We start from the raw sequence: 12,634 nt of genomic DNA, 5'->3' as shown, positions 1-12,634 counted from the left end.
GGTGTTCGATGGGTTCAGCGCGATCTATGTCGTCTATGCCGGGGCCGCATTGACCGGCATCATGGTCGCCGAAGCGGTCTACCTGCTCTATGCCGGTCGTAGCGACAAGCGAACCGCCATCAACCGGCGTATGAAGCTGCAGGAAAACAAGATCAGCCAGGAACAGGTGCTGATCCAGCTGCGCAAGGAGCGCGGTCTCGACGCGGGAACGTCGCTGTTCTCGCCCGGCCGGTTCCGTGCCCTGCGCACGCAGTCGGGCATGGCCATGCCGCTCTCGAAATTCCTGATGATCACCTGCGGCGTGGCGATGGCCGTGGCCCTGTTCGCCATCTCGCGCGGCTTGCCGCTGTTGATGGGGCTCATCCTGGTTGTCGTGCTGATGCCGCTGCTGCCGGTCATGGCGATGCGCTCCATGCGCAAGCGCCGGCTCAAGCGTTTCGGCATCCAACTGCCCGAGGCACTGGAACTGATCACGCGCGGCCTCAAGGCCGGTCACCCGGTGCCGGTGGCCATTGCCATGGTGTCGCGCGAGATGCCCGATCCGATCGGCACGGAATTCGGCGTCATTGCCGACGAAGTCACCTATGGCTCCGACCTTGTCTCGGCGCTGAACTCGCTTTTCGACCGGGTCGGCCACGAGGATTTGCCGCTGTTCGTCACCGCCGTCTCGATCCAGACCAGCTCGGGCGGCAATCTGCGCGAAATCCTCGATGGGCTGTCGACGACGATCCGCGAACGCGGCAAGCTGCGCCGCAAGGTGCGGGCCATTTCGAGCGAGGGCCGCCTCTCGGCCTACATTTTGACGGCCGTGCCGGCGCTGCTGTTCACCGCGATCATGGCCATGATGCCGGGATATTACAGCGACGTCTGGGGCGTTCCGAAGACATGGTACATGATCGGCGGATCGGTTAGCTGGCTGATGCTGGGTAATCTGATCATGTTCAAGATGTCGAACTTCAGGTTCTGACATGCAAGGGGTCATCGAATTCCTCGCCTCCCTCGCGCCGACGTCGCTGATGCCGGTCGCCATGCTGTTGCTGGCCGTGGGGGCCGCGGCGGTCGCCTGGCCGATGGTGGCGGCGAGGGGCGACCGCAACGAGGTCATGCGCCGGCTCAAGGTCGACCACGGTCCGGTGGTGGCCAAGCCCGAACCCGCGCAGAAGAAGAACAGCGGCGTCGTGCGCGAAAAAGCGGTGAAGAGGGCGCAGGAATTCTACGCCAAGAGCGACCCGGAAAATGTTGCCCGCCTGCGTTTGAAGCTCATCCAGGCCGGTTACATGGAGCCGCGCGCCGTCGGCATGTTCTTCCTCATCCGGTTCACGGCAATGATCGGCACGACGTTCGCCGTCTTCGTGCTCAACCGGTGGATGGCCAGCCCGGACGCGACCATGACCAGCCGGTGGACCTTCATCATCCTGTCGGGCGCTGCCGGCTATTTCCTGCCGGGCCTGGTACTGACCCAGAAGGTGCGGGAAAAGATGCGCGAATACCGCAATGGCTTCCCCGATTTCATGGATCTGATGATCGTCTGCTCCGATGCCGGCATGAGCATGGAAGCGGGCGTCGAGCGCGTTTCGAAAGAACTCGCCAGGACCTATCCTTCGCTCAGCCAGAACCTGCAGCTCGTATCGCTCGAGCTTCGGGCGGGGCGCAGCCTCGACGACGCGCTGAAGGCGCTCGCCGATCGCCTCAGCCTCGACGAGGTACGCTCCTTCGCCACGCTCCTGCAGCAGTCGAAGGAACTAGGCACCAGCCTGTCGGGCGCGCTCAGGGTGTTTTCCGATGAAATGCGCCACAAGCGCATGTCGCTGGCCGAGGAGAAGGCGCATGCCTTGCCGGCAAAGATGTCCGTGCCGGTCGTGGTCTGCATCCTGCCGGTGGTTCTGATGATCGCTGTCATTCCCATCATCGTCAAAATGACGGGTCACTAAAGGGCGCCGCGTCGACGTAATCAGGCATGCAAACATCCGTCGAAGTGATACATCGGACCCGCAAAGTCCGCGAATAAACGAGAAGTCCATGCGAATACTGTTGCCCACCCTCTTGCTGGGCCTCGCCGCGGCCAGCTTGCCGCCGGCCCAGGCCGCGGCCGGCGATTGCGGCGATGCCGCCGCCTTGGTGCAGCAGGCCTATCCCAAGGCCCGCAAGAGCGCCGACGGCGCCTCGTTCACGCTCGAACCTCACACCAGCATCGCCCTGACGCCTCCGGGCTACGACACGCCAAGGCTGGTCTGCAAGATCTGGCCCGCCCATGACCAACTGCTGTTGGTCGCGGTACCGCTGATCGACAGCGCCCAATCCGTCGGCGACATGCATATAGGCGATATCGAGCTTCTGGTCGTCGACAGGAAGAACCAGCAGGTGCGCCAGCGCCTGCTCCAGCCCGGGCTGATGAACGATGATGCCATCGCCATCCGCGGCATCGGATTCGATGCAGGCCGCTATCAGCTGGCGCCCAAAATCACCGCCTTCGGCCTGCGCATCGACATGGCAACTCATTCGCAGGCCAATCCCTTCAGGGAAACCGACCTGCGACTCTATGCCATCGATGGCGATGCGCTACGGATGGTGCTCGATGGCCTCGACGTGGCCGGCTTTGGCGGCGAAGGCGATGCCAATTGCGCCGGATCCTTTCATTCTAGCCAGGTCAGCCTGGCGATGAGCCGGGCGAGCCATCAGGGCTATCACGATATCACCGTGACCGCGCGAATGAATACCGACGAACCCGCTCCCGACAAGAATGGCGGGTGCCAATCCCACCCCGGCAAGTCCGTGAAGCGGACTTACCGGCTGCGCTATGACGGCAACCACTATCAGCTTCCGGCGACGCTCAAGGCCCTGGAGCCGTGAGAACGCCGCTGGCGATGGTTAATGGCTGGTGTGCCGGAAACCAAAACTTGGGCGCATTTCGGCACCGAAGCTTAATCGCTGTGCTGTAGTGTCTTTCCCTGAAGAACGACCCGGCAAATCGGGCGACGGGGCAGGGTATGCGTCAGATAAAATTTGCGGCGGTGGTCACGATGGCGGCCGTCCTGATGATCACCGGGTGCACGACGAACAATAACGTCGACACGACCAAGACCACCGCGATCCGGCCGGCAGCGAAGGATGTCGACACATCCGACCTGGCGCAAGGCAAGGCACAGTTTCGCGATGCCAACTATGGTCTTGCCGAAGCGCATTTCCGCAAGGCCGTCGAACTGAAGGCCGACAATGCCGAGGCTTGGATGGGGCTTGCCGCTTCCTATGACGAACTCGGCCGCTTCGACTTCGCCGACCGCGCCTATGGCCAGCTTGTGAAGGTCGCCGGCCGCAAACCGCAGATCGTCAACAACATGGGCTATTCGCAACTTTTGCGCGGCAACAAGAAGAAGGCCAGGGCGCTGCTGCTGGAGGCGAAGGCCGGTATGGCCGACCCCGCCGTCGTCGACGCCAATCTCGCCTTGCTCAACAAGGGCTGATGCCGTTTGATCCTCGCGCCGGCCCGGGGTGCGGTTTCGGGACAGGTGGCATCGACGCTTTGTAAACCGTATCCGCAGGTTGGGTCGAGAGATCGCCTGAAAACCATGTCCGAGGGCTGCCGCTGACCTAGGATGCGGCGCAACCGCCGATGCTCGAGAGGCCCCCGCCCGATATGCTGGATTTCAGTTCGCTCCTGCTCGCAGCCGCGCTGTCGGGCGTCTGTCTCAGTGTCACCATGTTAGCGATCTGGGCCACCGCGCCGCGGGCCAGATTCGTGCTGACGGTGGCATGCGGCATTCTCGTGCTCGTCGCGCATGTGATCCTGTTCTGGCATTATACCAGGGAGCCAGATCCGCTGCTTTGCCAGGTCGCGCTGGCGCTGCTCAGCCTGGGTTTTCTGATTATCTGCATTTCGGCCATGCAATATCTCGGTGTGCCGGACCACAGGCGTGCGATTGCTCCGACATTTGCCGCCATGGCTATCTGTGCGGCCGTGACCTTCATGGGCCTTGACGGTATCGGTTTCGTGATCACCTACGCGACGGTTACCGCGCTGCTCTCGACGATCGGAGCCATGTTCTGGATCAACGGCAGTCATGATCGCCGCATCCTGCTGGTGGTGTCGTTCCTGAGCGGCACCTGTGCGCTGTCGTTTGCCCTCTGCGGCGTGGTTCTGATGACCAAAGGGCAGTGGACGCTCGGCGTCGCGCCCGACAATTGGGCCGAACGCCTCAACTCGGTCGTGGCGGTGGCCTGTATGACCGGCCTCGGCGCATTGACGCTTTCGCTCCATCATTTGCAGGCGCAGATCGAGCTCAAGGCCGAGACCATGACCGACCCGTTGACCGGACTGATGAACCGTCGCGGTCTGACGTCGCTTTATGGCGAGCGCACCTTCGGCCCGTTCATGGCGATCGTCATGTTTGACCTCGATCACTTCAAGCGGACGAACGACATCTATGGACATCCGGTCGGGGATCAGGTCCTTTGCCGCTTCGCCGCCGTCATCAGGAAATATGCCAGGACCGGGGTTGACGCCTTTCGCTTGGGCGGCGAAGAGTTCGCGATCGTCATGTCGAGGATGACGGAAGAGCGCGCCTATGATCTTGCCAGCAAGATCGGCGTCGCTTTCGGCACGGAAATCGTGCCCACCCCGCTCGGTCCCTTGCGCAGCACGGTCAGCGGCGGGATTGGATTCGGCGAAGCCGACGGCAGCACCCTCGACGAGGTGCTGGCCAGGGCCGACTCCATGCTCTATGCCGCCAAGCGTGCGGGGCGAAATTGCGTCATCAGCCGCAAAGGCATGGACAAGGCCGACCCGGTCAAATCGGCCTTGCGCTCCGCGTAGCTATTCGGCCGCACCCAGATAGTCCGACAGCGGCGGGCAGGAGCAGACCAGGTTGCGGTCTCCCGCGACATTGTCGATGCGCGATACCGGCGGCCAGTACTTTGCCGCTGTGTCGGCGTCGCCGGCGGGATAGGCCGCCTCGAGGCGCGAGTAAGGGTGGCTCCATTGACCGGCCAGCGCCTCAGCCGATGTATGCGGGGCGTTGACCAGCGGATTGTCGGCCAAAGGCCATTCGCCTTTGGCCACTTTCGCCGCCTCGCCGGCAATGGCGATCATGGCCTCGCAGAAGCGGTCCAACTCGCGCTTGGGCTCGGACTCGGTCGGTTCGACCATAAGCGTGCCGGCGACCGGAAACGACATGGTCGGCGCGTGGAAACCATAGTCGATCAGGCGCTTGGCGATGTCCTCGACGCTAATGCCGGCGCTCTCCTTGAGCACGCGGGTATCGAGAATGCATTCATGGGCGACACGATCGCTCCTGCCCTTGTAAAGCAGCGGGAAGTGCGGCGCGAGCCGCGTCGCCACGTAATTGGCGGACACGATCGCCGTCTCGGTCGCCTGCTTCAGGCCGGAAGCGCCCATCATGCGGATGTACATCCAGGTGATCGGCAGGATGGAAGCGCTGCCGAAGGGAGCGGCTGCCACGGCATGCGCCGAGCCTTCGGTGACATGGCCGGGCAGATAGGGTTTCAGATGCGCCCTGACGCCGATCGGACCAACGCCCGGTCCGCCGCCGCCATGCGGGATGCAGAAGGTCTTGTGCAGGTTCATGTGGCAAACGTCGGCGCCGATGTCGCCGGGACGGGCAAGTCCGACCAGGGCATTGAGGTTGGCGCCGTCGAAATAGACCTGGCCGCCATGCTCATGGATGAGCGCGCAGAGGTGGCGCGCGCCTTCCTCGTAGACCCCATGCGTGGATGGATAGGTGAACATCAGCGCCGCGAGATTCCTGGAATGCTCGTTGGCCTTGGCGCGCATATCGTCCATGTCGATGTTGCCGTCTTCCAGGCAGCGCACGACGACGACGCTCATGCCGGCCATCGCGGCACTCGCCGGATTGGTGCCATGCGCGGAGGAGGGGATCAGGCAGACGGTGCGATGACCCTCACCGCGCGAGCGGTGATAGGCGCGGATGGCGAGCAGCCCGGCATATTCGCCCTGGCTGCCGGCATTGGGCTGCAACGTCACGGCGTCGAAGCCGGTGATCTCCGACAGCCAGCCCTCCAGTTCGCCGATCATGGCGCGGTAGCCGGCCGAATGCGCTGATGGCGCGAAGGGATGCAAATTGGCGATTTCCGGCCAGCTCACCGGCGTCATTTCCGCCGCGGCGTTGAGCTTCATGGTGCAGGAGCCCAGCGGGATCATGGCGCGGTCGAGCGCCAGGTCCTTGTCGGCCAGCCGGCGCAGGAAACGCATCATCTCGGTTTCCGACTTGTTCTCATGGAAGACCGGCTGGGTCAAAAACTCCTTGCCGCGCGGCTTGCCGGGCACCGTGCTATCGGCGGAAGAAGCAGCCTTGGCGTCGAACAGAGCCGCGATCGCATCGAGGTCGGCATCGGTCGAGGTCTCGTCGAAACTGATGCCGACCTGGTCGGCGTCGAGCACACGCAGCAGCCGGCCGGTCTTTTCGGCGGCGGCGGCGATCCGGGCGGCCTTGCCTTTGACCTCCACCGTCACCGTATCGAAACGGCTGGAGCCGAGCACCGATACACCCGCGGCCTTGAGGCCGCTCGCCAGGCGGTTGGCCAGCGCATGGATGCGCCCGGCGATCGCCTGCAGGCCCGCCGGGCCATGCCAGATGGCGTATGCGGTCGCCATATTGGCAAGCAGCGCTTGCGCGGTGCAGATGTTGGACGTCGCCTTGTCGCGGCGGATGTGCTGTTCGCGTGTCTGCAAGGCGAGGCGATAACCGGGACGGCCCTTGCTGTCGGTCGACTGACCGACCAGGCGGCCGGGCATCAGCCGTGTCAGCTTGTCGGAGACGGCGCAATAGGCGGCGTGTGGGCCGCCAAAGCCCATCGGCACGCCGAAGCGCTGCATCGGGCCGACGGCAATGTCGGCGCCGAGTTTCGCCGGCGCGTCGGTCAGCGTCAGGCCAAGCGGGTCGGCGATGAAGACGATAATGGCGCCGGTGGCGCGCGCTTTTTCGATCGCCGCCTTGTGGTCGCCATAGACGCCAAAAGTGTCCGGCCAGGAGACGAGCAGGGCTGCGGTGTTGTCGTCGATCGTCTCGCCGTCGATCTCGATGCCGAGCGGCTCGGCGCGGGTGCGCACCACATCCAGCGTCTGCGGGTGCGGCGTGCCGGCGAGTGCCACCTTGGTGCGCTTGTCGCGGTGGTGGCGTAGCGCGATGCCGACCGCTTCGGCGACCGCTGTCGCCTCGTCGAGCAATGAAGCCGATGCCACCGGCAGGCCGGTCAGTTCCGTGACCAGCGTCTGGAAATTGAACAGCATTTCGAGCCGGCCCTGGCTGATCTCGGCTTGGTAGGGCGTGTAGGCGGTGTACCAGGCCGGATTCTCGAACAGATTGCGCTGGATGACCGGCGGCACGTGGACGCCGTGGTAACCGGCACCGATAAAACTCTTCAGCACGGTATTCCTTGCCATGATCGTCGACAATTCGGCGAGCGCTTCGGCTTCGCTGGCCGGCTCCGGCAGGGCCAGCGGCTGGTCGAGGCGGATCGATCTCGGCACGGCCTGGCTGATCAGCGTCTCGACCGAGGTAACACCGAGGACGGCGAGCATGGCTCTGACGTCGGCAAGGCCGGGCCCGATGTGGCGGGCCGAGAAGGGGTAGGGTGCTGCGGTCATGTCAGTAAATTCCTGATGTCAGGCGATATGGGCTTTGTAGGCGGTCTCATCCATGAGGCTGGCGAGCTGGCTTTCGTCGGCGAGCTTCATCTTCCACAGCCAACCGGCGCCGGTTGCCGCCGAGTTGACCAGCGATGGGTCGGACGACAGCGTGCTGTTGGCCTCGGTGATCTCGCCATCGACCGGCGCGTAGACGTCGGAGGCCGCCTTGACGGATTCGACCACGACGGCGGTATCGCCCTTGGCGAGCTTCTTTCCCGTTTCCGGCAGTTCCACGAAGACGAGATCGCCGAGCTGCTCCTGCGCGTAGTCGGTGATGCCGACCGTGGCGATGCCGCCCTCGACGCTGAGCCATTCGTGATCGGCGGTGAAATAGATCTTTGCCATGGGGTCTATCCTTTGCGGTAGCGATGAGGAGTGAAGGGCAGGGAACTGACATCGATCGGGATCTTCGTGCCGCGCACGTCGGCGAAGACCCGCGTTCCGGGCTTGGCCAGCGGGGTGGCGACATAGCCCATGGCGACCGGATGGCCGGCCGAGGGGCCGAAGCCGCCCGATGTGACATGGCCGACGGGGTTGCCGTCGGTGTCAAACAGAGAAGCGCCGGCACGCACCGGCTGGCGACCCTGAGGTTTCAGCCCGACGCGCTTTTGCGCCGGGCCTCGTTCCACGACGGCGCGCAAGGCATCAGCGCCGATGAAGGTGCCTGAGGCTCGGATCTCTTTCGGGATTGCCCACATAAGCGCCGCCGCGGCCGGGTCGGTTTCCGGCGTGATGTCTTGACCGTGCAGGCAGAGGCCTGCCTCCAGCCGCAGGCTGTCGCGCGCGGCAAGACCGATCCAGAGCACACGCTCGTCCTCGAGCAGCTTGGCGACGAGTTCTCTTGCATCGGCCTCCGGCAGGCCGATCTCGAAACCGTCTTCGCCGGTGTAACCGGACCGGCTCATGAACCAGTTCTTTCGCGGCTCGATGCCGTGCATGAACAGCAGCGAGCCGGTTTCGAGGCCGGCGCGGGACAGTGCCGCCCAGGCTTCCGGACCCTGGATGGCCAGGAAGACGCGATCGAGAGGCTCGACCTTTATATCGAAATCGGCTGCCAGCGCGCGCAAATGCTTTTCGTCGGCGACGGCGTTGCCGGCGTTGGCGACCACCATGAACCTCGTATCGCCGAGCCGGGTGACGATCAGATCATCCAGAATGCCGCCCACCTCATTGAGGAAGAAGGTCAGCTTGGATTGCGAAATTTCGAGCGCGCCGGCGTCTAGCGGGCAGGCGCGGTCGAGCAGCGCGATGGCGTCTGGCCCGCTGACCTCGAACAGCTTCATGTGCGAGATGTCGAACAGGCCCGCATGTTCGCGGGTGTGAAGATGCTCCTTCATGACGCCGGCCGGATAGGTCAGCGGCATCGACCAGCCGGCAAAGGCGCCGAAGCGCGCACCGGCCGCTGCATGGATATCTTCGAGGGGAAGGTGTCTATCGTCGCCCGTCATGTTGTCTCCAGAGTCGCACGCAATCGGCCGCGAATGGCGACCAGTCCGTGCCCCTCTGTCTGAAGCCTGAGAGACTCGCGCAGCCGGAACTCTGTCAGCGGCGCTTACACCTTCGGCGCGGGGGCAAGCCCCGACTTTCCAGAGTGTCTTTCCCGTCTACGGTTCTTTTGCCTGAGAGATTTCGGGCGATTTCCCCTTCGGCGGCAGCTCTCGCTGCTCTCTCCCGCAAACAGGTAGGACTCAAACCCTGAGCCCTCGACGCGCCATCCATAGCCCGTCGGCGACACCTTGTCACCTCCCAGCGACATCGTTCTGACAAGTCTTCGCTAACCACGCCGTTTGCCGGTTTTTCAAGATACTCCTGATATAGCAGGCCAATGTGACGCGTTGGGGCGGACGGGGACGACAGATGGGCGAATTGATCATGAGCGCTGCGGTGGCGGGGCTGACTTCAAAGAACCGCATCGTTTCAGAGGATGTCGTGATGCTGCGCCGCGACGTGTTCGCCGACGGGGTGGTGACTCGGGGTGAAGCCGAGGCCTTGTTCGCGCTCGACCAGACGGCTCGGGACAAATGCACGGAATGGGCACCGTTCTTCGTCGAGGCGGTCACCGACTACATCGTCCATCAGGAAAAGCCCTCGGGCTACATTTCGCAGGAGAATGCCGACTGGCTGGTCCGCACGATTTCGCGCGACGGCTTGGTCGACAGCCGGACCGAACTCGAATTGCTGGTCCATGTGCTGGAAGAGGCGAAATCCTCGCCGAGCCGGCTTTGCGTCTATGCGCTGGAGCAGGTCGCCCACGCCGTCGTTGACGGCAAGGGACCGCTGATGCTCGGCGGTGCGCTGGTGCCCGGATTGATCGCCAGGGCCGAAGTCGAGCTTCTGCGCCGCATCCTCCATGCCCATGGCGGCGACGGCAACATCGCCATCACCCGGGCCGAGGCCGAGGTGCTGTTCAGGATCAACGAGCGGACGGCCCAGGCCAACAACGATCCGTCCTGGAACGACTTGTTCGTCAAGGCGATCGCCAATTTCGTCATGTACTCGGCCGGTTACGAGGCGCCTACCCGCGAGGTGGCGCTGCGCCAGGAAACCTTCCTCGATCATGCCGATCCGGAAATCGCCGGTTTTTTCAGCCGCATGGTCTCCGGCGGCCTTGCCGGCATCATAGAGGCCTATCGCTCTCCTGACGACGTAGAGACCGAATGGGAAGCCAAGAACAGGGCAGCCGAGGCGCTGGCCCGTCGGGCCGAGACGATCGATGCCGGTGAAGCCGGATGGCTAATCGAGCATATCGGGGCGGACCGGCCTTTGTACGAGAATGAGCGCGCATTGCTGACCCTGATCAAGCATGCCTCGCCGGAAATCCACCCGGCGCTGAAGCCGTTGCTCGACAAGGTAGCCTAAGCCGCACCGTCCGCTGCTATCGTTCTGCAAAGAATGATATTGAAAATGGCCTTCGGGCCATCCCGCCAGTTCGGCCATCCGCTTGAAGCCAGCCTTTTCATAGAGGCCTGGTGCCTGGAAGTGGTGGCTGGAGGCCCAGATCTTCTTGACACCGCGATCCGCGGCCTCGGCGACAAAAGCGTTGAGCAGTTGCCTTGCGTAGCCGCGACCGCGGTGAGCCTCGTCAATCCACATCAACGTGAGCTCGGACGCGCCCGCCCAGGAATAGCCGGCGGCAACTCCGATCGCGTGTCCCGCATCATCGCGGATGACAAAGATCAGCCTTCGGTCATCGTCGCGGTCCGTTACACGCCGATTGTCGCGATGGAGACGTTCCTCGAGCGAACTCAATTCGACGGGCGACAGGTCGTGCTCGGCCTGTATGCGGGGACCATCAGATGCCGCCATACCAGTCGTAGCCATTGTCCTCCCAATAGCCGCCGCGGCCACCGCCGACATTGGCGAAGCCGTCGACCAGTTCGATCTTGTAGAGATATTTCGGCATCTTGTAGCCGAGCTGGCGCTCGACGCGGACACGCAGCGGCGCGCCGTTCTCGACCGGCAGCGGCTTGCCGTTCACGCCATAGGCGAGGATCGTTTGGGGATGGCGAGCGTCGATCAGGTCGATGGTGCCGTAGTATTTGATGTCGCCCGACAGGCTGCGGTCGATCGTGTCGAGGCAATGGAACATGACATAGCGCGCCTGCGGCTTGACCACCGCCTGGTCGAGCACCAGCGCCAGCGGCGTGCCGGTCCACTTGGCGATGCAACTCCAGCCTTCGACGCAGTCGTGACGGGTGATCTGGGTGCGGCTCGGCATGTTCATCAGTTGCTCGCGGGTAAGCGACAGCGGCTTTTCCACGAGGCCTGAAACCTCCAGACGCCAGTCGGAGAAGTTGTTGGCGAGCAGGTTCTTGTAGGTGTCGTCATCGGGCGCGGTCACGCCGTTCGGCCGTTGCGGCTGGCGGATATCTGCCTCGGTGAATTCCGGCGCCAGCGAATTGCCGCCGCCGAGCAACCGCTGTGCCCTGTGGGTCAGGCCGTTGGCATTTTCGAGGAAACTGCGCAGGCCGCTGCCGATGCTGAGCTGACTGTCGAAGGCGTCACAGCCCGACAGCATGACGCCGGAAGCGCCTAGGCTGGCTGCGGCCAGGAATTTCCTGCGGCTGATCTGAAATTTCGTCATTTCAGGCACTCCTCTCGGGCGTTTTGTCGTCATGCACGGGAGGATCGGTGCGGTACCAGCCGGTGATGATCGAACGCAGTTCGTTGATTGGCCCGGCGGCCACAATCATCAGGATGTGAATGATGAAGAAGGCGACCAGCAGAACCATGACGGTGAAATGGATGGTGCGGGCGGTCTGCCGTCCGCCGAGCAATTCATTGAGGAACGGCAGCACCGAATTCATGCTCGGCGACATGGCGAGGCCGGTGATGATCATCAGCGGCAAGAGTACGAACAGAACGCCGCCATAGGCCATTTTCTGCAGCGTGTTGTATTCGCGCGTGTGGTGGAATTTCAGCCTGGCGTGATTGGCGATGTCCCGCGGCAAGCGTTTGAGGTCATCCAGGCGCGGCGCCAGATCGCGGCGGATGTGGCCGTTGATCAGGCTGGCGACCAGCCAGACGATCAATGTCGTCGTCAGTATCCAGGCAAAGAAGAAATGGATGACGCGGGCGGTGCCGAGATCATAGTAGGAGGGGATCGTCGCCCAGGATGGGAAACCGCGCGCCGTCTCGTTACCTGCCGGACCCGACCAGCCGAGTACGCCTGTCGTGTCGAAACGGTGCCCGAAGATTTCGGTGTAACCGCGCGGCCCGGCATTGGTGTTTTCGGCGCCTATAGCGAAAACGGTGTTGTTGTAGGCGAAGCCGGATTGCTTGCCGATGTAGAGCTGAGGCCGGGCATTGAAAATCTGCAGGCCGGAAAGAAGCATGAAAAACAAGGAGATGGCCCAGAGCCAGTGTGTCAGCCGCGTCCAGCTCGACTGCCGGTAGATCAATGGTTTCTCTTTTGAAGCGGGGAGACCCGGTCCAATTTCGGATTGGCTTCTGGCAACCGATTCCATCTTG

General features: G+C 63.3%; 11 protein-coding genes, 1 pseudogene and 1 riboswitch. Of the genes and pseudogenes, 6 read left to right on the top strand and 6 right to left on the bottom strand.

Annotated elements, in window-relative coordinates:
• The first annotated feature begins 1 nt into the window (after window position 1).
• The 5 genes from FJ434_RS01875 to FJ434_RS01855 all read left to right on the top strand — a co-directional run bounded on the left by FJ434_RS01875 (window position 2) and on the right by FJ434_RS01855 (window position 4,810).
• Window positions 2–967: a type II secretion system F family protein gene (locus FJ434_RS01875; protein WP_140752422.1), complete on the top strand. Its 966-nt coding sequence runs from the start codon at window positions 2–4 to the stop codon at window positions 965–967.
• A gap of 1 nt (window position 968) precedes the next feature.
• Window positions 969–1,931, top strand: a complete 963-nt coding sequence (locus FJ434_RS01870) for a type II secretion system F family protein (protein WP_140752424.1) — start codon at window positions 969–971, stop codon at window positions 1,929–1,931.
• A gap of 88 nt (window positions 1,932–2,019) precedes the next feature.
• Complete coding sequence (locus FJ434_RS01865; RefSeq protein WP_181166123.1) at window positions 2,020–2,850, top strand: hypothetical protein; 831 nt, start codon at window positions 2,020–2,022, stop codon at window positions 2,848–2,850.
• Window positions 2,851–2,987: 137 nt separating this feature from the next.
• The gene (locus FJ434_RS01860) at window positions 2,988–3,461 is read left to right on the top strand and encodes a tetratricopeptide repeat protein (RefSeq protein WP_140718242.1); all 474 of its coding nucleotides are present in this window, start codon (window positions 2,988–2,990) and stop codon (window positions 3,459–3,461) included.
• A gap of 149 nt (window positions 3,462–3,610) precedes the next feature.
• Window positions 3,611–4,810 (top strand): GGDEF domain-containing protein, encoded by a 1,200-nt coding sequence (locus FJ434_RS01855; protein ID WP_246676036.1) that lies wholly within the window; start codon window positions 3,611–3,613, stop codon window positions 4,808–4,810.
• Here the strand turns inward: FJ434_RS01855 and gcvP are convergent, their stop codons facing one another.
• From gcvP to gcvT, 3 genes are read right to left on the bottom strand one after another with little or no spacing between them, the layout of a single operon-like run.
• Window positions 4,811–7,621, bottom strand: coding sequence for an aminomethyl-transferring glycine dehydrogenase (gene gcvP / locus FJ434_RS01850; RefSeq protein WP_140752426.1), 2,811 nt, complete (start codon window positions 7,619–7,621; stop codon window positions 4,811–4,813).
• An 18-nt stretch (window positions 7,622–7,639) separates the two neighbouring features.
• Entirely contained in the window at window positions 7,640–8,008 is a 369-nt protein-coding gene (gene gcvH / locus FJ434_RS01845; protein ID WP_140752429.1) for a glycine cleavage system protein GcvH, read from the bottom strand.
• Window positions 8,009–8,013: 5 nt separating this feature from the next.
• Window positions 8,014–9,111: a glycine cleavage system aminomethyltransferase GcvT gene (gene gcvT / locus FJ434_RS01840; RefSeq protein ID WP_140752431.1), complete on the bottom strand. Its 1,098-nt coding sequence runs from the start codon at window positions 9,109–9,111 to the stop codon at window positions 8,014–8,016.
• 149 nt (window positions 9,112–9,260) lie between these two features.
• Window positions 9,261–9,347, bottom strand: a riboswitch (glycine riboswitch).
• 173 nt (window positions 9,348–9,520) lie between these two features.
• Here gcvT and FJ434_RS01835 point away from each other — a divergent pair.
• Entirely contained in the window at window positions 9,521–10,522 is a 1,002-nt protein-coding gene (locus FJ434_RS01835; RefSeq protein ID WP_140752433.1) for a hypothetical protein, read from the top strand.
• A gap of 132 nt (window positions 10,523–10,654) precedes the next feature.
• Here the strand turns inward: FJ434_RS01835 and FJ434_RS01830 are convergent.
• From FJ434_RS01830 to FJ434_RS01820, 3 genes and pseudogenes are all read right to left on the bottom strand, one after another.
• Window positions 10,655–10,969 (bottom strand): annotated as a pseudogene (locus FJ434_RS01830) (GNAT family N-acetyltransferase); the annotation flags it as partial.
• The gene (locus FJ434_RS01825; RefSeq protein WP_140752435.1) at window positions 10,956–11,747 is read right to left on the bottom strand and encodes a molybdopterin-binding protein; all 792 of its coding nucleotides are present in this window, start codon (window positions 11,745–11,747) and stop codon (window positions 10,956–10,958) included. The gene FJ434_RS01825 and the pseudogene FJ434_RS01830, both read right to left, overlap by 14 nt.
• 1 nt (window position 11,748) lies before the next feature.
• Entirely contained in the window at window positions 11,749–12,630 is an 882-nt protein-coding gene (locus FJ434_RS01820) for a cytochrome b/b6 domain-containing protein (protein WP_140718254.1), read from the bottom strand.
• Between the last annotated feature and the right edge of the window lie 4 nt (window positions 12,631–12,634).

The organism is Mesorhizobium sp. B2-5-13, from assembly GCF_006440535.1.
GTDB classification, from domain to species: domain Bacteria; phylum Pseudomonadota; class Alphaproteobacteria; order Rhizobiales; family Rhizobiaceae; genus Mesorhizobium; species Mesorhizobium salmacidum.
This window is presented reverse-complemented; position numbering and strand designations above follow the sequence as displayed.